General features: G+C 72.0%; 17 protein-coding genes and 1 pseudogene. 7 read left to right on the top strand and 11 right to left on the bottom strand.

All coding sequences use genetic code 11. The annotated features are described in order from the left end of the window. The first annotated feature begins 61 nt into the window (after positions 1-61). Positions 62-829: a hypothetical protein gene (locus ACGFYV_RS20455; RefSeq protein ID WP_393879809.1), complete on the top strand. Its 768-nt coding sequence runs from the start codon at positions 62-64 to the stop codon at positions 827-829. Between the two features lie 576 nt (positions 830-1405). Here ACGFYV_RS20455 and ACGFYV_RS20450 read toward each other — a convergent pair. Continuing rightward, complete coding sequence (locus ACGFYV_RS20450) at positions 1406-2245, bottom strand: GntR family transcriptional regulator (RefSeq protein ID WP_393879808.1); 840 nt, start codon at positions 2243-2245, stop codon at positions 1406-1408. Positions 2246-2858: 613 nt separating this feature from the next. Here ACGFYV_RS20450 and ACGFYV_RS20445 point away from each other — a divergent pair. Next, the gene (locus ACGFYV_RS20445; protein WP_393879807.1) at positions 2859-3902 is read left to right on the top strand and encodes a DUF2637 domain-containing protein; all 1044 of its coding nucleotides are present in this window, start codon (positions 2859-2861) and stop codon (positions 3900-3902) included. 93 nt (positions 3903-3995) lie between these two features. Here the strand turns inward: ACGFYV_RS20445 and ACGFYV_RS20440 are convergent, their stop codons facing one another. The 3 genes from ACGFYV_RS20440 to ACGFYV_RS20430 all read right to left on the bottom strand — a co-directional run bounded on the left by ACGFYV_RS20440 (position 3996) and on the right by ACGFYV_RS20430 (position 8247). Continuing rightward, positions 3996-4370: an ATP-binding protein gene (locus tag ACGFYV_RS20440; RefSeq protein WP_393879856.1), complete on the bottom strand. Its 375-nt coding sequence runs from the start codon at positions 4368-4370 to the stop codon at positions 3996-3998. Positions 4371-4894: 524 nt separating this feature from the next. Then, positions 4895-6637 (bottom strand): pyruvate dehydrogenase, encoded by a 1743-nt coding sequence (locus ACGFYV_RS20435; protein WP_393879806.1) that lies wholly within the window; start codon positions 6635-6637, stop codon positions 4895-4897. A gap of 77 nt (positions 6638-6714) precedes the next feature. Next, positions 6715-8247, bottom strand: coding sequence for a protein phosphatase 2C domain-containing protein (locus tag ACGFYV_RS20430; protein WP_393879805.1), 1533 nt, complete (start codon positions 8245-8247; stop codon positions 6715-6717). A gap of 605 nt (positions 8248-8852) precedes the next feature. Here ACGFYV_RS20430 and ACGFYV_RS20425 point away from each other — a divergent pair. Together ACGFYV_RS20425 and ACGFYV_RS20420 are read left to right on the top strand one after the other, a co-directional pair. Then, entirely contained in the window at positions 8853-9830 is a 978-nt protein-coding gene (locus tag ACGFYV_RS20425) for a helix-turn-helix domain-containing protein (RefSeq protein WP_393879804.1), read from the top strand. 78 nt (positions 9831-9908) lie between these two features. Continuing rightward, positions 9909-10391 (top strand): DUF456 domain-containing protein, encoded by a 483-nt coding sequence (locus ACGFYV_RS20420; RefSeq protein ID WP_393879803.1) that lies wholly within the window; start codon positions 9909-9911, stop codon positions 10389-10391. Between the two features lie 59 nt (positions 10392-10450). Here ACGFYV_RS20420 and ACGFYV_RS20415 read toward each other — a convergent pair. The 7 genes and pseudogenes from ACGFYV_RS20415 to ACGFYV_RS20385 form a co-directional block, all read right to left on the bottom strand. Next, positions 10451-11704, bottom strand: a pseudogene (locus ACGFYV_RS20415) (SGNH/GDSL hydrolase family protein); the annotation flags it as partial. A gap of 187 nt (positions 11705-11891) precedes the next feature. Then, positions 11892-12383 carry a methylated-DNA--[protein]-cysteine S-methyltransferase gene (locus tag ACGFYV_RS20410; RefSeq protein ID WP_393879855.1) on the bottom strand — a complete coding sequence of 164 codons (492 nt, stop codon included), beginning with the start codon at positions 12381-12383 and terminating at the stop codon, positions 11892-11894. Next, positions 12383-13759, bottom strand: coding sequence for an Ada metal-binding domain-containing protein (locus tag ACGFYV_RS20405; RefSeq protein ID WP_393879854.1), 1377 nt, complete (start codon positions 13757-13759; stop codon positions 12383-12385). Before ACGFYV_RS20405 ends, ACGFYV_RS20410 begins: the two co-directional genes overlap by 1 nt. Positions 13760-13840: 81 nt before the next feature. Further along, a complete protein-coding gene (gene rsgA, locus ACGFYV_RS20400; RefSeq protein ID WP_393879802.1) occupies positions 13841-14950 on the bottom strand; it encodes a ribosome small subunit-dependent GTPase A in 1110 nt (369 codons plus the stop codon). A 387-nt stretch (positions 14951-15337) separates the two neighbouring features. Then, on the bottom strand, positions 15338-16588 hold the full coding sequence (gene fmdA, locus ACGFYV_RS20395; RefSeq protein ID WP_393879801.1) for a formamidase: 1251 nt from the start codon (positions 16586-16588) through the stop codon (positions 15338-15340). A 30-nt stretch (positions 16589-16618) separates the two neighbouring features. Further along, positions 16619-17254 carry an AmiS/UreI family transporter gene (locus tag ACGFYV_RS20390; RefSeq protein ID WP_393879800.1) on the bottom strand — a complete coding sequence of 212 codons (636 nt, stop codon included), beginning with the start codon at positions 17252-17254 and terminating at the stop codon, positions 16619-16621. 180 nt (positions 17255-17434) lie between these two features. Continuing rightward, on the bottom strand, positions 17435-17719 hold the full coding sequence (locus ACGFYV_RS20385; RefSeq protein ID WP_393879799.1) for an FmdB family zinc ribbon protein: 285 nt from the start codon (positions 17717-17719) through the stop codon (positions 17435-17437). Positions 17720-18075: 356 nt separating this feature from the next. Here ACGFYV_RS20385 and crcB (ACGFYV_RS20380) point away from each other — a divergent pair, with 356 nt between their 5' ends. From crcB (ACGFYV_RS20380) to crcB (ACGFYV_RS20370), 3 genes are read left to right on the top strand one after another with little or no spacing between them, the layout of a single operon-like run. Further along, positions 18076-18510 (top strand): fluoride efflux transporter CrcB, encoded by a 435-nt coding sequence (gene crcB, locus ACGFYV_RS20380; RefSeq protein WP_393879798.1) that lies wholly within the window; start codon positions 18076-18078, stop codon positions 18508-18510. Continuing rightward, positions 18507-18854: a DUF190 domain-containing protein gene (locus ACGFYV_RS20375; protein WP_393879797.1), complete on the top strand. Its 348-nt coding sequence runs from the start codon at positions 18507-18509 to the stop codon at positions 18852-18854. The genes crcB (ACGFYV_RS20380) and ACGFYV_RS20375 overlap by 4 nt, the downstream gene beginning before the upstream one ends. Further along, on the top strand, positions 18851-19222 hold the full coding sequence (crcB, locus tag ACGFYV_RS20370) for a fluoride efflux transporter CrcB (protein ID WP_393879796.1): 372 nt from the start codon (positions 18851-18853) through the stop codon (positions 19220-19222). The genes ACGFYV_RS20375 and crcB (ACGFYV_RS20370) overlap by 4 nt, the downstream gene beginning before the upstream one ends. Positions 19223-19260 lie beyond the last annotated feature (38 nt).

Here is a 19260-nt window from a genome sequence, read left to right as displayed (position 1 = left end):
TGCCGCCACCACTCAACAGCTCGACGGCGTGCTCGGGGAGGGCAACGTGGCGTATTCCGCCATGTCTGGAAACGGAACGACCGCCGGTGACGATCCGCTCCAGATCGCGGTGTGGCGGCTGCGCTCCCGGGCCTGCTGGGCCGACGCGGCGGCCCTGCTGCCACGGGACACCCCGACGGCCTCGCTCCAGCGGGCGGTCCTCCTCGTCGAACGGTGCCTGTACACCGAGCGGGGCTGGCAGGAGGCGGAGGACGCGCTGCGTACGGCGGAGGCGCGGGCGGGGACCGACGAGGAGCGCGGAGCCGCCGCCTGCGAGCGCGGCCAGCTCGCCTACGCCTCGACCCTGCACGGGGTGCGGGACCGGGCGGACGAGGCACGCGCGGCACTGGGGCGGGCGGCGGCCCTGATCCCTCCGGGAGCGGCGGGCCGAGCCCTCCTGGACTTCCGCCGGGGCCTGCTCGCCGAGAACCTGGCCCGCTCCCCCCAGGCGGCCCGCGCCGCCTACCGCCGCGCCCACGCGGGCGCCACCGCCCACTCCGACCCGCTCCTGCTGTCCTTCACCTGGCGCCACATCGCCGGACTCGCCCTGCGCGAAGGCGAGTTGGCCGAAGCGCGGCACGGCTTCGCCGAGTCCCTGCGCATCCGCGAGGAACTCGGCTACCTGGTGGGCACGGCCCCGGCCCTGGTCTCCCTGGCCGACACGGAGTCCGACCCCGAGGCCTCACGCCTGCGCGAGGAGGCCCGCCGCCTCTTCCGTCTCCTCGGCGGCGTCCCCACCTGGCTGGCCCGCCAACTGACCCCGGACGCACCGGACACGGCTACGGCGTAGCGGTCGAAGGGCAGGTGCGGGTGCGGGTCGTCCGGCCCGTGCGGCCCGGTGGGGGCCGATCGCGTAGTTCCCCGCGCCCCCAAAGGAGTCGCGGTACCGCCCGCCGCAATAAGTACCCAGCGGCACCCCACGGGCGCCGACAAGCGAAACGCACCGGCACGGCCCCGGCCCCGGTCTCCCTAGCCGACACGGAGTCCGCCCCGAGGCCTCACGCCTCCGCACGGCTTAGCGGTCGGGGTGCGGGTGCGGGTTGTCCGGCCCGTGCGGCCCGGTGGGGGCCGATCGCGCGGTTCCCCGCGCCCCCAAAGGAGTCGCGGTACCGCCCGCCGCGATGAGTACACCCCGCGAGCGCGGACAAACGAAACACACCGGCACGGCCCCAGCCCTGGTCTCCCTGGCCGACACGGAATCCGACCCCGAGGCCTCACGCCTGCGCACGGCTAAGCGGTCGGGGTGCGGGTGCGGGTCGTCCGGCCCGTGCGGCCCGGTGGGGGCCGATCGCGCGGTTTCCCGCGCCCCTGAGGAGTCGCGGTACCGCCCGCTGCGATGAGTGCCCATGCAGTTGCGGGCGACCGTTCAGCTCGCGCCCGCGAAGTGTTCCCCCACCAGCGCCCGTACCACGTCCAGCTCGCGCGCGACCAACGCGTCCAGCAGCGCCGTGTGTTCCGCCGCGTCGGCGACCAGGTCCGCACGGCCGTGCCGGACGGCACCACCGACCAGCGGCCACTGAGCGCGCCGGTGCAGATCCTCCGCGATCTGGACCAGCTGCTCGTTGCCCGACAGGGCCAGCAGCGCCCGGTGGAACGCGCGGTCCGCCTCCGCGTACGTCGCCGCGCAGCCGGACACCGCCGCGCGCATCGTCTCCTCCGCGAGGGGCCGCAGCTCGACCCAGCGGTCGGCGGGCACCGTACGCGCCAGTCGCAGCACGACCGGCACCTCGATCAGCGCCCGCACCTCCGCCAGCTCGGCCATCTCGCGCACCCCCCGCTCGACGACCCGGAAGCCGCGGTTGGGGACGACCTCGACGGCACCCTCCAGCGCGAGCTGCTGCATGGCCTCCCGCACGGGCGTGGCGGACACCCCGAACCGTTCACCGAGGACGGGCGCCGAATAGACCTCTCCGGGCCGCAGCTCCCCCTTCACCAGCGCCGTACGCAGCGCGTCGAGGATCTGGCCGCGCACCGAGGACCGCTGCACCACGGCACGGGGCCCCCGGACGGCACGGGGCCCCGGGATCGGCCCCTCACTGTGCGTGTGCTCGCCCCGCGCCGCCGGCGCCGCCGCGTCCACCGCGCCGCCGGCCCGCGGCTGGGCCTGAACCCGCACGGCGGCGGCCCGCTCCCTGCTCTGCACGGATCCTCCTCCGGCTGGTCGGCGGTCGGGGTGATTGACGACGGTTCGGCACTTGTTCGTCATGCACCATAGGCGCACAAGGCGACAGGTCAAACTCCCCCAAGGTCGACTAAGGGCAGCCTTCCCCGCCTCTCCCGGGGCGAGGTACAGCACGAACATACGACCAGACACACCACCGGATACATCACCCAATACCCGGCCACCCGTGATGTATGTCTCGTATGCCGCGCATGTCCGCCGCACCCGCGCCCCACCCCGCCCCACCCCGCGGACATACACGCACACGCACACCCATCCGAACACCCGAACACCCCAGCGCCCACACCCACACCCCAACCCCCGCCCGCACAGCCTCACCTGAGCGCCCCTCAGGCACCCCGGGGCGGCTCCGAGCACCCCCGCCCGTCCATTAGGATCATCACGATGGGACCACCCGGCCCGGACAGGTCGTTCGCCACTTCCTCACACACCGCAGGAATGTTCCGCGGAACCATCCGTACGGGTAGTCTTATTCGAACTCAACTCCCGCCCCTCACGCGGCAGTTCGAGCAGAACGCCGCCCTGGGCATCCCCTGGCACCTCCTTGGCGGCCTCTTGCCCCGAAACCCCTTGAGGGCCGTCGGGAGTGGGCCACTATGGCGGGCGTTACGCCCTATCCCAATGCAAGGGACCCCTGATGAGATTGACCGACATATCGCTGAACTGGCTGCTTCCGGGCGCCGTGCTGCTCCTGGGGATGCTGGCGGCGGTGGCGGTGCTCGCGCGCGGCAAGCGCTCCTCCGGGGAGAACGCGAATGCCGAAGACTCGTGGGAGCGCAGCGAGGAGCGCCGCAGGCGCAAGGAGGCCATCTACGGCACGGCCTCCTACGTGCTCCTCTTCTGCTGCGCGGCGGTGGCGGCAGCCCTCTCCTTCCACGGTCTGGTCGGCTTCGGCGAGCAGAACCTGGGACTGACGGACGGCTGGCAGTACCTGGTGCCGTTCGGCCTGGACGGCGCGGCCATGTTCTGCTCCGTCCTCGCGGTGCGTGAGGCGAGCCACGGCGACGCGGCGCTCGGCTCCCGGATACTGGTGTGGATGTTCGCGGCGGCGGCGGCCTGGTTCAACTGGGTGCACGCGCCCCGCGGCGTGGATCACGCCGGTGCGCCGCAGTTCTTCTCCGGCATGTCGCTGTCGGCGGCCGTCCTGTTCGACCGCGCGCTGAAGCAGACCCGCCGGGCCGCGCTGCGCGAGCAGGGCCTGGTGCCGCGCCCGCTGCCGCAGATCCGGATCGTGCGCTGGGTGCGGGCGCCCCGCGAGACCTACAGGGCCTGGTCGCTGATGCTCCTGGAGGGCGTGCGCAGCCTGGACGAGGCGGTCGACGAGGTCCGCGAGGACAAGCGGCAGAAGGACGCGGCGCGGCAGCGCCGGCGCGACCAGCAGCGCGTGGAGCGCGCCCAGCTGAAGGCGATCAGCCGGGGCCACCGCGGCTTCGCCGGGCGCGGCGCCGGCCGGCAGGTCGAGGTGCAGGCCGTGGAGCGCGGTCCGGCTCAGGCGACCGCGGAGCCTGCCATATCGACCCCGGAAGCACTGCCCGTACGCTCGCGGCCCTCCCTTCAGCCCGTCCGCAAGAGCTCTGAGCCGCTCACGGTCGACCTGACGGCGGAGGACGACACGATGGCGCTGCCGAAGCTGGACTCGCTGGAGCGCAAGCTGAAGGACCTGGAGCAGCAGTTCGGCTGAGCCGCCGTCCCGGGTGCCGTGGGAGTTCGACGGGGCGTGACCTTCGAGGTCACGCCCCGTCCCCATGTCCTCTCACGCCGCCTCGGCGTCCTCTCACGCCGCCTCGGCGCCCAGTTCGAACCACACCGACTTGCCGATGTCGTGCGGCCGTACGCCCCACGCGTCCGCGAGGGACTGGACCAGGACCAGACCCCGGCCGTGGGTGTCGTCGCCCGTGTCCGGGGCGCGCACGCGGGGACAGCGGGCGACGAAGTCGCGCACCTCCACGCGCAGCGCGTCCGAGGAGACGACGGCGGTCAGGACGGCGTCCTCGTCGGTGTGGACGAGCGCGTTGGTGACGAGTTCGCTGGTGAGCAGTTCCGCTATCTCCGAGCGGCCGGGCCTGCCCCAGTGCCGCAGTAGTTCGCGCAGTTCCCGGCGCGCCCGGGGCACGGCCCCGAGGTCGGCCCGGTCCAGGTCCCGCCGCAGCCGGTGCGCGTCCTCCGCGCCGGTCCCGGCCCCCTCCCCGTTGCCGCCGGTCGATTCCGCGTTGCCGCCGGCCCGCTCCCCGATGGTGCCGGCCCTCTCCCCGATGGTGCCGGTCGGTTCCCCGATGGTGCCGGTCGCTTCGCCGATGGTGCCGGTCGCTTCCTCCGTCGTTGCCGAGGAGGCCCCGATCGTGCCGGGACCGCCCCCTCGTGCCTGCCTCGTCATGACCCCCGCCCGCGCGTTGCCGGACCTGTCCCCTCATGGTCGAACATGTTCACGGGGATCCATGCCCAACGGTCCTCGCGCCAGTCCTGACCATGGGTCGACAGCCGCCTGTTCGGCCACCCCGCTCCGGCGTCCCGGCCGGCCCTCGCGCACCCTCTCCCCCGCGCCGGACACGCCCGTGGCGCCGTACGATGCCACGGGCGCCCCATCGTGACGACGCGCACCCGTCCGCCGCCAAGCGCGCCTGTCCCGTCACACCGCGTGAAAGTGGCCGGAATTCACCGCTGTGCGAAGGCGGTTCAGAGGCGGGGGACGTTCCTCAGGTTGGAGCGGGCCAGCTGGACCATGCGGCCCACGCCGCCGTCCAGCACGATCTTCGAGGCGGACAGCGCGAAGCCGGTGACCATCTCCGCGCTGATCTTCGGCGGGATGGACAGGGCGTTGGGGTCGGTGACGACGTCCACCAGGGCCGGACCCTTGTGCCGGAAGGCGTCCCTGAGCGCGCCCGCGAGCTGCTTCGGCTTCTCCACCCGCACCCCGAAGGCCCCGCAGGCGCGGGCGACGGCCGCGAAGTCGGGGTTGACGTCGGTGGTGCCGTACGCCGGCAGGCCCGCGACCATCATCTCCAACTCGACCATGCCGAGGGAGGAGTTGTTGAACAGCACGACCTTGACCGGCAGATCGTGCTGCACGAGCGTCAGGAAGTCGCCCATCAGCATGGTGAATCCGCCGTCACCGGACATCGAGACGACCTGCCGGCCCCGGTCGGTGAACTGGGCGCCGATCGCCATCGGCAGCGCGTTCGCCATCGAGCCGTGGGTGAACGAGCCGATGATCCGGCGGCGGCCGTTGGGCGAGATGTAGCGGGCGGCCCACACGTTGCACATGCCGGTGTCGACGGTGAACACGGCGTCGTCGTCGGCGACTTCGTCGAGGACGGAGGCCACGTACTCCGGGTGGATGGGCACGTGCTTCTCGACCTTGCGGGTGTACGCCTTGACCACACCCTCCAGCGCGTCGGCGTGCTTCTTCAGCATCTTGTCGAGGAAGCGCCGGTTCGTCTTCTCCTGTACCCGTGGGGTCAGACAGCGCAGTGTCTCGCGGACGTCGCCCCACACGGCGAGGTCGAGCCGGGAGCGGCGGCCGAGGACCTCGGGCCGTACGTCGATCTGCGCGATCTTCACGTCGTCCGGCAGGAACGCGTTGTACGGGAAGTCGGTGCCGAGCAGGATCAGCAGATCGCACTCGTGGGTGGCCTCGTACGCGGCGCCGTAGCCGAGCAGCCCGCTCATGCCGACGTCGAATTTGTTGTCGTACTGGATGAACTCCTTGCCGCGCAGGGCGTGCCCCACGGGGGACTTGACCTTCTCCGCGAACTCCATGACCTCGGCGTGCGCGCCGGCGGTGCCGCTGCCGCAGAAGAGGGTGATCCTGTCGGCCGCGTCGATCATCCGCACCAGTTCGTCGATCTCGGCGTCGCCGGGGCGGATGCTGGGCCGGGAGGTGACCAGGGCGCTCTCGAAGGACTTGTCCGGGGCGGGTTCGGCGGCGACGTCACCGGGCAGGGAGACCACGCTCACGCCGCGCCGGCCGATCGCGTGCTGGATGGCGGTCTGCAGCAGCCGGGGCATCTGCTTCGGGTTGGAGATCATCTCGCTGTAATGGCTGCACTCCTGGAACAGCCGGTCCGGGTGGGTCTCCTGGAAGTAGCCGAGGCCGATCTCGCTGGACGGGATGTGCGAGGCGAGGCCGAGCACCGGGGCCATGGAGCGGTGGGCGTCGTACAGGCCGTTGATCAGGTGCAGGTTGCCGGGGCCGCAGGAGCCCGCGCAGGCGGCGAGCTTCCCGGTGACCTGGGCCTCGGCGCTGGCCGCGAACGCGGCGGTCTCCTCGTGGCGGACATGGATCCAGTCGATGGCGGAGTTGCGGCGTACGGCGTCCACCACGGGGTTGAGGCTGTCGCCGACGACGCCGTAGAGGCGGCGCACGCCGGCGCGGACGAGGATGTCGACGAACTGTTCGGCGACGTTCTGTTTGGCCATGACGGACCTCTGCCCCTTCGCTGCCCTGGAACGCGGACTGGACCGCTGTCCGTTCCATCAAGTCACAGCGACCGCCGTCACGCCTCCCACACGGCCGCGGCCGTACGGTCGTCGGCGTAACCCTTCACCCGCACCTGGGCGTCCGCGAGGAACGCGGCGAGGCCGGGAGGGGCGGGGCGGGACCAGCGGCGGGCCAGATAGGCGCACAGGGCGGGCTCGCCGCGCAGCGGGTCGGCGAGCCCGCCGCTGCACATCACCAGCACGTCACCCGGGCGGGCTACCGAGGCCCGGAACAGGAAGGGGTCGCGCGGCGGCTCCGCGGCGCCCGCCCGGCCGGCCTGCGCGAAGGTCTCGTAGGGGCTCGGCGGGGTCGGGATGCCCAGGTCCATGGTGAGCCGGTCGTCGTCCTCGGCGAAGAGGGGTGCGGCGCCGGGCGCGCCCGGGGAGCCGGTGCGCGCGGCGGGCGGCAGGCCGCCGAAGCCGACGACCGGTTCGCCTGCGGTGTCGGCCGGGGACACCTGCGGCTCGATGTCCTGCCACGCGCCGTCCCGCAGCCGGAACAGCCCTCCCTCACCGACCCCGAAGAACACCCGGGTACGGCAGCCCGGGTCGGCGGGCAGCAGCAGACAGCGCAGGCTCGCCGTGTACTCCTCGGGGTCCAGGTCCCGTTCGACTGCGCCGGCGCGCAGCTTGCCGAGGCTGCGGTCGGTCAGCCGGTGCAGCCCGGACTTCAGCTCGCCGCGCCGGGCCGTCCGTATGTCCTCCGCCAGCCGCCGGTGGCTGCGGCCGACCGCCTGCCCGATCCACCGGCAGGCCTCGACCGCCGCCCGGTGCGCACCCGGCGTGGCCCGCGCCCCGGTCGCCATCGCGACGAGCAGCAGCGCCTGCTCCCCCGCCCCGAACCGCGCGGTCAGCAACGCGTCCCGGCGCGGCTCTCCGCGATACCGCGCCGAATCCCCGCGCATCGACACGGCCCGCACCGTGCACACCCCGTAACGGGCCCCGTCCAGCACGGTGTCCGCGACCAGCTCCCCCAACTCGTCCGGATCCGCCCCGGGCAGCGCGGTGGGCTCGGGGTCGTAGGTGGGCGGCCCGGAGCCGACGTGATCGGGTCCGGTGGGGTTGAGTCCGGTGGGGTTGAGTCCGGTGGGGTTGAGTCCGGTGGGGTTGAGTCCGGTGGGGTTGAGTCCGACGTGGTCGGGTCCGGTGGGGGTGGGGAGGCCGGCGGTCGGGTGAGGATCGGTGAGCGCCGGAGGCTCGGGCGACGGGAAGTCGGGCGGGGCTTCAGGGGGCGCGAACGCCTGTGGAGGCACTGGAGGTTCGGCGGCCGGGTCCGGGGATGGCTCCTGGGGCTTGGTCCAGGGCTCCGAGTCTCGGGGCTCCAGGTCCCAGGGCTCCGGGTCCCGGGGAGCCGTTTCCCGGAAGGCCGTTTCCCCGGGCGGGTGTTCCGGTCCGCGGGGTCGGCCCGTCACCGTGCTCTTCGCCGAGGCGAAGCGGTCCTCCAGGGAATCGGGCGCGGCCGTGGGGCCGGTGTCCTCGGTGGCGTCGTCGTACAACTGCCCCCACCAGTCGTCCTCGTGACGGGCGGGCCTACCCCCCTGCTGGCTCATGCCCTTCATTGTCCACCGCACAGGCCGTATGAAAACGGGGCATCGGGAAAAACCGGCCCCTCGGCCCGCCCCGCACGACCTGCCGGGGGACGGCGCGAACGGCCGTACGACACAAGGCTGATGGCCGTCGGACGGCCCCACCCCCCACGGGAGGACCGCCCGGCGACACCCGGTGTGGCCAGGCCCCGGCTCCCTGCGCCCGCTCACGCGCGCCCGGTCCCGGCCACCGTCTCTCACGGCCTGGCCACCGTCTCTCACGGCCGGGCCAACGCCTCGCGTGGCCTGGCCAACGCCTCGCGTGGCCTGGCCAACGCCTCGCGTGGCCTGGCCAACGCCTCGCGTGGCCTGGCCAACATCCCTCACGGCCGGACCACCGTCTCTCGCGGCCGGCTCGCCGAACGAGCCGACCCTACGGCCGGATTGTGGCGTGATTCCCGGGATGCGACCGTGTGCCCCCGGCACCGGCATGCGTCCCGTACGTCCGTCACCTTGGCAGATTCGCCTCCGGTACGGCGATGATGTCGGGCGGCGGGTTTGTGCCGTGGCCGGTTTCCGCCACGGCACGCCGCTGCGAGTTGCTCGCTATGTGGGGAGGACGTAGGTCGATGCTGGCTGCGATAGGGCTGGACGAGACGCACGAGGCGGCGTACCGGGCACTGGTGTCCGTGGGGGCCACCGAGGTGGCGGAACTGGCCCGGCGTCTGTCACTGGCCGAGCCGGACACCGAGCGGGCGCTGCGCCGGCTGGAGCGGCACGGCCTGGCGGCCCAGTCCCCGGCCCGGCCGGGCCGCTGGGTGGCGGCCCCGCCCGGGGTGGCGCTGGGCGCGCTGCTCACCCAGCGGCGGCACGAGCTGGAGCAGGCTGAGCTGGCGGCGGCGCTGCTCGCGGAGGAGTACCGGGCGACGGCGGGCGAGCCCGAGGTGCACGACCTGGTGGAGGTGGTCACCGGGGCCGCGGCGGTCGCACAGCGCTTTCTGCAGCTCCAGCTGGGCGCCACCGAGGAGGTGTGCGCGCTGGTCACCGGCAATCCGGTGGTGGTGACCGGGATGGAGAACGACGCCGAGGAGCAGGCGGCCGCACGCGGGGTCCGCTACCGCGTCGTGGTGGAGCGGGCCGTCCTGGACCTGCCGCACGGGCTGACCGAGCTGACGACGGCGCTGGGCCGGGACGAGGAGGTGCGGGTGGTGGACCGGGTGCCGACGAAGCTGGTGATCGTCGACCGCACCCTCGCCCTGGTCCCGCTGACCCCGAGGATGGTCGAGCCGGCCGCGCTGGTGGTGCACGCGAGCGGGCTGCTGGAGCTGCTCACCGCGCTGTTCGAGTCGGTGTGGCACCAGGCGCTGCCGCTGCGGCTGGGGGCGACGGGCCTGGAGGAGGAAGAGCCCGACAGGCCCGACGCCATGGACCTGGAGGTCCTGTCGCTGCTGCTGGCCGGACTGACCGACGCGAGCGTCGCCAAACAGCTCGACCTGGGCCTGCGGACCGTACAGCGGCGGGTGAAGCGGCTGATGGAGCTGACCGGGGTCTCGACCCGGCTCCAGCTGGGCTGGCACGCCTACGAACGGGGCTGGGTGTCCCGCTGAGGCTCGCTGAGTCCCGCTGAGGCCCACTGAGGCTCACGGTGACCTGCGGTTTCTTCCGGGCTTTGGCACTCTGGGCAGATGGGAGCGTGGGAACTCCTGCCGGTCGGCCTGGTGATCGTGCTCGGCCTGTGCGGAGTACTGGTGCCGGGCGTGCCGGGGTCGGGGCTGGTGTGGGCCGCGGTCCTGTGGTGGGCGCTGGCGGATCCCCGGCCGGCCGCGTGGGGCGTCCTGGTGGGCGCCACCGTCGTCCTGCTGCTGTCCCTGGTGGTGCGCTGGGCGCTGCCTCCGCGCCGGCTGCGCGCGAGCGGCGCGAGCCCGCGCACGGCCGTGTACGCCGGCGCGGGCGCGGTCCTCGGCTTCTTCCTGGTCCCGGTGGTGGGCGCCCTGCCCGGCTTCATGGCCGGGATCTATCTGCACGAGAGGCTGCGGCTGGGCCGGCACGCCGAGGCCATGGCCGCCCTGCGCAGCGTGATGCGGGCGGGCGGCTGGAGCGTGCTGGCCGAGCTGTTCGCCTGCCTGCTGATCGCGGGGGCGTGGCTGGGGACCGTGGTGTGGGGCTGAGCGGCGGCGCGCGCGGCTGCGTGCCGGGCGCCCGGCGCCGGCGCCCGGTGACTGAGGGCGAGGTCGACGGCGTCGGCGATCGCGCGCAGGCCCGTGTCGTTGAAGTGCAGATGGTCGCCGGGGTCGTAGGCGGGCCGGATGCGCCGCGGGTCGGCCGGGTCGCGTACGACGGCGTCGGCGTCCACGACCGCGTCGAAGGCGCCGCCGGTGCGGATGAACGCGTTCACCTGCTGCCGTACGGCCTCGGCGGCCGGGGTGTGGGCGGGGTAGCCGGCGTACGGGGTGAGCGTGAGGCCGACGACGGCGATGCCGCGGGCGTGCGCGCGGGAGACGAGCGTGCGGTACGCGGCGGCGAAGGCGCGCGGATCGTCGGCCACCGGGCGGCCCTTGATGTCGTTGACGCCCTCCAGGACGACAAGGGCCCGCACACCGGCCCGGTCCAGGGCGTCGACGTCGAGGCGGGCCAGGGCGCTCGGTCCGGTGCCGTCGCGCAGCAGGCGGTTGCCGCTGATGCCCGCGTTCAGGACGCCGAGGCGGTGCGGGCGCAGGCGTGCGGCGAGCCGGTCGGGCCAGCGGTGGTTGGCGTCGGGGGTGGACGCGGCGCCGTCGGTGAGGGAGTCGCCGAACGCGACGACGCTGCCGAGGGCGGTGCCGCGGACGTCCACACCGGTCACGTAGTACCAGGAGGACGTGATGGCCGTGTACGCGAAACCGTCCTCCGCGGCGGCGCGGCCCGCACCGGCGCGGGCCACGTAGTTGGTCTGCAGGGCGTCGCGGTGGAAGGTCGCCGGTCCGCTGTCGACCGGCGTGAACACCGTGACCAGCAGATCGGCACCGTCCGGGACGGCCAGGGACACGGGATCGGTGAGCAGGTCCTGCCCCGGCGCCACGCTGACGGACGGCCGGCCGCCGAAGGTGGCGATACGCATCGTGCCACGCACGGCGTCCGCGCCACCTCCCCCGGTACCGGTACCTGTGCCCGCACCCGCGCCCGCACCCCCGCCTTCCGCGCGCCGCCGCGCGACCGTGACCGCACCGAGCACCAGCGGCACCTTGCCGAACCGGTTGCTGACCCGCACCCGCACCACCGTCCCGCCCACACTGAGGTGCACGACATTGCGCACGGCCGCCCCGGGCAGCGCGGGCGCGGTGCCGGAGGGTGCGGCTTCCCAGGAGCCGGCCCACGGCCGCGGGCCATCCTGCACGCCGGCCGCGATGGCCCGAACCGGGCCCGACGCGGCGACGGCCGAGGCCGTCGCCCCCGGCACCATGGCGAGCAGCAGTGCCACGAGAACCCGTACGGCCTTGCCCATGCGTGTGTCCGCCCTTTCCCGCTCCCGGCCCGTCGGAGGTGACCGTGCCACACGGGCGGCTCGCGGTGCCGGAACATGATCACTGGTCCACCCGCTCGGCCCAGCGGGGCGCGAGCGGGGGCGGCCGGACGGACACATGCCCCCACATACCCCCATACGCCGCTACATTGCCCCCCACATGCCCCCCCTACTGCCCGAGCGCGCCCTCCAGCGTCAGCAGCCGCACCTTCCGTTCGAGTCCGCCCGCGTACCCGGTCATCGAGCCGTCGGCGCCGATCACCCGGTGGCAAGGGCGCAGGATGAGCAGCGGGTTGGCGCCGATCGCCCCGCCGACCGCCCGAACTGCCGCACGGGAGGCTCCGATACGCGTGGCGATCTCGCCGTAGGTGGTGGTGGCGCCGTACGGAACGTCGTCCAGGGCGTCCCACACCCGCTCCCGGAACTCGGTCCCGCGGGCGCGCAACGGCAGCCGGAACTCCTTGAGTTCACCGGCGAAGTAGGCGGCCAGCTGGTCCGCCGCCTCCCGGAAGGGCCCGGGGTCGTGCAGCCAGCCGTCCTGGACGGTGCGTCCGCCCTTCTGTCCCGGTACGGACAGCGAGGTGAGCGCGCCGTCCGCGTCGGCGGTCAGCAGCAACTGCCCTACCGGCGCGGCCACATGCTCCCAGTAGACGGTCTCCATCACGTGTTCAGCTCCTTCAAGTCCCTTGACTCTCCCTGTTGTTCGGCAACGCGCAGGTGCTGGACGGCGTACGACCGCCAAGGGCGCCACGCGTCGGGTACGTCCATGCCGGGCGGGGCGACGTCCGGGTCGCCGAGCGCCCGCACCCGTACGGCGGCGACGACGGCCGGGTCCATGCCGGGCAGCGCGAGCAGCGCCGCCCGCGCCTCGTCCCGGTCGGCGCCCGGATCGAGTCGTACGGTCCCGTCGGCGAGGGCGGCGGCGAGCGCGCCCAGTGTCCCGGCGGGCTCGGCCCCGGCGAGGGCGGCCGGCTCCGGGAACAGATGCGTGAGGCTCCCGGAGGGCGCGTCGAGCGCCTTGCCGTACCGGCGTACGAGCCGCTCCAGGTTCTCCCGCGCGTGGACGCCGGCCCCGACCAGGGCCCGTATCGCGGCCTCCTGCGGGTCGGCGGCGAGCCGCTCGTCCACCGCGTACGGGTCGGCGTCGAGATCGAACAGCCGGCGCAGCCGTTGCACGGCGGTGGTCAGGTCCCGGGGGTCGCTGAGGTGCAGGTGCGCGTCGAGCCAGCCGCCCGGGTGCGTGCCGCCGCCCGTCTTCGGCCCCCGGGCCCGCTCGTCGACGGCGACGAGCGCGGTGCCGTACGGCAGCCGCAGCGTGCGCCGGTAGGCACGGGCGCCTGGCGTGCCGCTCACCTCCTCGACACCCGGTACGGCCTCCCGCGCCAACTGGTCGAAGACGGGGGCCGCTTGGTAGGGGCCTCGGTGGGCGAGCCGCAGCGGTATGCCCGCGGCCGGCGTGGACCGGCGGGCGCCTCTGCCGCGGGGTGCGGCGGCCCGCACCTCGGTGGGCGTGGCGGCGTACACCTCCCGGACCGTGTCGTTGAACTGCCGCACGCTGGCGAACCCGGCCGCGAAGACGATCTCCGTGACGGGCAGGTCGGTGGTCTGCAAGAGGGTCCGCGCGGTGTGCGCCCGCTGGGCGCGCGCGAGTGCCACGGGCCCGGCGCCGAGTTCCCCGGTCAGCTGCCGCTGGACCTGCCGGGCGCTGTACCCGAGCCGGGAGGCCAGCCCGGTGACGCCCTCCCGGTCCACGACCCCGTCCGCGATCAGCCGCACGGCCCGTCCGACGACGTCCGCCCGGACGTTCCACTCGGCCGACCCCGGCACCGCGTCCGGCCGGCACCGCCGGCAGGCCCGGAATCCGGAACCCTGCGCGGCGGCTGCCGTCGGGAAGAACCGCACGTTGCGCCGCTTGGGCGTCACCGCCGGACAGCTGGGCCGGCAGTAGATGCCGGTGGTCTCGACGGCGAAGAAGAACGCCCCGTCGAACCGCCCGTCCCGGCTCCGCACCGCTTCGTACCTGCTGTCTTCGTCCATCACGTGTTCCAGTGTCGGACGAGTCGACAGCCCCGGGCCAGCGGAAATCGGACGTGGAGCTGACCCGGGGCTGTCGACTCGCTACCGGCGCCCGCGTTTGATCTCCATCGCCGCCCGGCCCTCCGCCCCCCTCCGCTTCCAGTCCCTGCGCAGCTCCGCACGGACCCTCGCGTCGGTCTTGGCGACGATCCACTGGTTCTCCCGGAGGAGCTTGCGGTAGCTCTCCAGGCGGCGCACGGAAAGCTCCCCGTCCTCCACGGCGGAGCGCACCGCGCAGCCTGGCTCGGACTCGTGGGCGCAGTCCTGGAAGCGGCACCGCTCGGCCAGTTCCTCGATCTCGCTGAAGACCTGTCCGACCCCGCTCTCGGCGTCGTACAGCCCGACACCGCGCAGCCCGGGGGTGTCGATGAGCACGCCTCCGGCGGGCAGGGGGAGGAGGTTGCGGGTGGTCGTGGTGTGCCGGCCCTTGCCGTCGACGTCCCGGGCGGCGTTCACGTCCATGACGTCCTCGCCGACGAGGGCGTTGGCGAGGGTCGACTTCCCGGCCCCGGACTGACCGAGCAGCACGGTCGTACCGGAACCGGCCAGGGCGACGAGCACGTCGAGCCCGTCGCCGTACAGGGCACTGACGGTGAGCACGGGCACGCCGGGCGCGCTCGTCTCGACGTCCTCGACCAGATGGGCGAGCGTCACCGGATCGGGCACGAGGTCGGCCTTGGTGAGCACGACCACGGGCTGGGCGCCGGACTCCCAGGCCAGGGCCAGGAAGCGTTCGACCCGGCCGAGGTCGAGTTCGACCGCGAGCGACACGGCGACGACGGCATGGTCGACGTTGGCGGCGAGGATCTGCCCCTCGGACCGCTTGGAGGAGGTGGACCGCACGAAGGCGGTCCGGCGCGGCAGCAGCGTCCGCACATACCGCGGATCACCACCGTCGGCGTCGACGGCGACCCAGTCCCCCGTGCACACGACCTTCATCGGGTCACGGGGAACGACGAACTCGGTGTCCGCGCGGACGGTACCGCCGGGCGTGACGATGTCGCACTGCCCACGGTCGACACGGACGACGCGGCCAGGCAGGAGACCCTGCTCGGCGTAGGGAGCGAACTCGGCTTCCCAGCCCTCGTCCCAGCCGTACGGGGCCAGAGGGTGCGACGAAGACGAAGAAGCCGAAAGAGAAGAGAGATTCAAGGGGAACCCTTCACAGGGCGGCCCCGGCTCCGCGCAGGTCTGCGCTGTGAGATGGTCAGCCGGAGGCCACGGAGGTGGAGTGGACGAACTGCTGGTCGCGGGCAACGCCCATCACAGAGACAGCCACCGGTCACACCTCCCGTTCCTCACTCGGCCGACAGCAGCGGCCGACAGCCACTGCCTGAAGCGAACCTCACACTAGGGGCGCACACAGTCGGGCGCCACCGATTTATTTGGCAGGGTCACAGGCCGGCGATCCAGGCCTGGAACTCCGGCGTGAACGAGTGGTCGAGGTCCTGGCTGCGGCCCGCCGTCCGGGGCTGGCAACCGGCGATGACGTGCAGGGCCGAGTCGCAGCCGGGACCGCGGGGCCGCAGCTGAGTCCGGTCAGGCGGAGCTCACCGCGCACGCGCCGCGTTCGGCCTTCATCGGGCCGGTGGCGGAGGGCCGGACGTCGAAATCGAATATGGCACTGGGTACGTACAGCGAGCAGCAGGCGTTGGGGATGTCCACGATGCCGCTGATGCGTCCCTCGATGGGGGAGGAGCCGAGCAGCAGGTAGGCCTGCTCCCCGCTGTAGCCGAACTTCTTGAAGTACTCGACCGCGTTGAGGCAGGCCCGGCGGTAGGCCAGCGTCGCGTCCAGGTAGTAGTTCGTGTCCGTGTCGTGGTCGACGGAGATGCCGATGAAGGTCAGGAACTCCGTGTACCGCGGCTCGACGTTGCCCGGTATGAACACCGGGTTGGTGGAGATGCCGTACGTCTCCATGCCGCCCTTGATCAGGTCGACGTGGAAGTCGATGAAGCCGCCCATCTCGATGGCGCCGCAGAACGTGATCTCTCCATCGCCCTGACTGAAGTGCAGGTCGCCTCCGGAGAGCTTGGCGTCGTTGACGTACACGGGGTAGAAGACCCTCGAACCTCGCGTGAAGTTCTTGATGTCGTGATTGCCTCCGTTCTCACGGGCCGGCACCGTGCGCGCGCCTTCCGCGCAGATGCGCTTCGCGAGGTCTCCGGTGGCCGTGCCGGCGAGCGCGTTCGTGGCGTCCGGCGGCACCGCGAGCGGCGGGACCCGGTTCGGGTCCGTGTCGATCAGTGCCTGCTCACGGGCGTTCCAGCTGGCGAGCATCTCGGTGGACGGAGCGGTTCCGAACAGCCCCGGGTGGGTGATCCCGGTGAAGCGGATGCCGGGAAGGTGGCGGGAGGTCGCCTGCTGGCCGTGGAAGTCCCAGATGGCCTTGTAGGCGTCAGGGAAGTAGTCGGTCAGGAAGCCTCCGCCGTTGGCCTTGGCGAAGATGCCGGTGTAGCCCCAGCCCTGGCCTGCCGCACCCCCGGTCTGCTGCGGCACGGGGCCGAGGTCGAGGATGTCGACGACGAGCAGGTCGCCGGGTTCGGCTCCCTCCACGCCTATCGGGCCACTGAGCATGTGGGGAATGGTCAGATCGATGTCACGTACGTCGTTGGCGGAGTCGTTGTCACCGACCTGGCAGTCGGTCCAGTCGCGGCACTCCATACGGAACTCCGAGCCCGGCTTCACCATTTCGGCTACGGGGACGTCCGGATGCCACCTGTTGTGTCCGGGAACGTCCTGGTCGCGCATGGACTTGCTCTGGTCCACCTTGAAGCGAACTTCGGGCATGACAGCCTCCTCGAATACTTCTGGTTCCGGTCACGTGGACGTGCTCAGACCCGCCGACGGGGCGGTGGGGGCCGGATGCCTCGTTGCCCGGGTGAGTGGCCACAGCGCCCCGAACACCACCACGGCGAAGGCCCCCAGTGCGATGGCGGTCTCGGTGGGGTGCGTCCAGTAACCGCCGAGCAGCAGAGCGGCGGGAATCACACCGGTGACCCAGCCCTCGATCGCCGTGACCCAGCCGGTGTAGACCGTGAGGCTGCTCTTTTTGAGGCCGAGCAGCAAGAAGAACAGGAACCACAAGAATGCCCAGTAGAGCCAGATGACTCCGAACGGGTTGTCCTTGATGATGTGGAAATTGATGAACGAGTACCCCAGAGCCACAATCGCCACAAAGAGCGAATAATAGCCGACCCCGGTGGAGTCGAGGCCGAGGAGGAGTCCGATACCCACGTAGAGGTAGGTAAAGCCGAACAGATAGATTCCGGATGCCGCCAGAATTGCCCGGGGTTCATTGTTGGCGATGAAGATGAGGTACGTCGGCGTGAGCACCTGGAGCGAGCCCACGAAAAGGTTGAACACCGCGGCCGACCGGGCGTCGATCTTTCCGAGGAGCATCATCCCGTTCATGAAGAGCACGGCGCCGACGAAGAGCAGTCCCACGGATGCCACGGGGACGCACCTCCTACAATCCGCGCGGAGGGCGGAATCACGTCGCACCCGGATCGCCGACGCGATTCCGGCTCAGCCGGGCCGGCGTGGCGCGATGGCCGCATTCCTCGCGCTGCCAATGGAGCGACGCCCTGTTCGGACGTCGACGCACAACGTGTTCCGCCGTGTCGACCACCGCCGCTACGGACGTGGCAACCGCGAGAGCGCGGGGTGCGGCCGTGGCTGCTGCCGCGCCCTCGTACGGGGCGGCACTTCGGAAACCACTGCCGGAGCCTCGCGGGACCGCTCCTCGCGGACATGGAGGGCAGCGGCTTCTTTCGAGGTGTGCGTCAGGGCGGGCGCGGAGTACACGCGTAGTGCACCACCGGCGCAAACAGGGCACTCGTAAATCCTGGGCGCCGTGCCGATCGCCAACCGCACATCGAAAGGTCCACAGTGGCTGCATAGATATTCGTACGTTGCCATCAGCAGCCTCCGGACGCTTTCCCCTCCCTTCCAGGAGACGTCTCGGTAATCCACGTGTCAAGTCAGGTGGCGGTCGGTCGGTGGGCCTACTCAGGGCGCAATCGGAGAACGTCGTGAGAACGCTCCGGAAGCAGGGGTCATCACAGGCCGGACGGGACCCGCAGGTTTAGGCTGGATTCACCGGCAGAGCGGCCGGAGACGGGGTTCCTGCGCAGTGCCGGCTGGCCGTCGTTCGCGCGGAACAAGGGCAGGAACTGCCCTGTGCGGTGGAAGTACGGCCGCGCGTGGAACGGGACGAGGTGAGTGGCAGGCCCGCTCGGTATTTCATGGGGACCTCATCGGTGGAAAGTTCTGCTGTGGCAGAGGCACGTCGATCCCGGGACGCCCGTCGCAGGAACGCTCGGGTGCTGGCCGTGATCGCCGTAGGCGGGGCGACAGGCGCCTGCGCCCGGTACACGGCGGCCCTGATCTGGCCGACGGGCCAGGCGGACTTCCCTTGGACGACGTTGTGCGTGAATGCCTCGGGCTGTCTGATCATCGGCGCGTTCATGGTGGCGATCACCGAGGTGCGGACCGTGAACCCGCTGGTGCGTCCGTTCTTCGGCACCGGGGTGCTGGGAGGCTTCACGACCTTCTCCACGTACTGCGCCGACATCGAGCGACTGGTCAGGGCGGATCGGGCCGGCATCGCTCTCGTGTACCTGGTGGCGACCGTGGTCGTCGCGCTGGTCGCAGTGACGATCGGCGAGGTCGGCGCCCGCAGTGTTCTGGTGGTGAGGAAAACGAGATGAGGCTCAGTGGACGCACGCTGTGTCTGACGATCTTCGTCGACGACACCGACACGTGGCATCACAGGCCCCTGTTCACGGAAATCGTCCACCGCGCCCACCAGGCCGGCCTGGCCGGGGCGACGGTGTTCCGCGGAGTGGAGGGTTTCGGTTCAGGTTCGATCGTGCACACAACACGGCTGCTGTCCTTGGCGGACGATCTGCCGGCGGCGATCGTCATCGTCGACGAGGAGGAGCGGATCCGGTCCTTCATCCCGGAGCTGGCGGAGTTGTCCATCGAAGGCCTGGTCACCGTGCACGAGGTCGAAGTGGTCCACTACAAAGGGCGGGAGGATGCGGGGACATGAGGTATCTGCTCGTCGCGCTCGGCGGCGCCGTCGGTGCCCCCCTGCGGTATCTCATCGACCGGTCGATCCAGGCGCGCCACAACACCGTCTTCCCCTGGGGCACCTTCGCCGCCAACATCACCGGCGCGATGATTCTGGGCGTGCTGACGGGGGCGGTCATGGCCAAAGTCGCATCACCGGACGATCAGTTCCTGCTGGGCGTCGGGGTGTGCGGCGCCCTGACCACCTACTCCACGTTCTCCTACGAGACGCTGAGCCTGTTCGAGGCCGGATCGCGGTTCTTCGCGGCCGCCAATGTGATCGTCTCCGTCGTCGCCGGACTCGGGGCACTTTTCGTCGGTCTGGCCTTCTCCCAGGCCGTGTTCTGACCGTGGGTGCCACGGCCGCGGGCCCTGTCACCGGAATT

Origin of the sequence: Streptomyces sp. NPDC048297, from assembly GCF_043201585.1 — a bacterium.
Taxonomy (GTDB): Bacteria; Actinomycetota; Actinomycetes; order Streptomycetales; family Streptomycetaceae; genus Streptomyces.
This window is presented reverse-complemented; position numbering and strand designations above follow the sequence as displayed.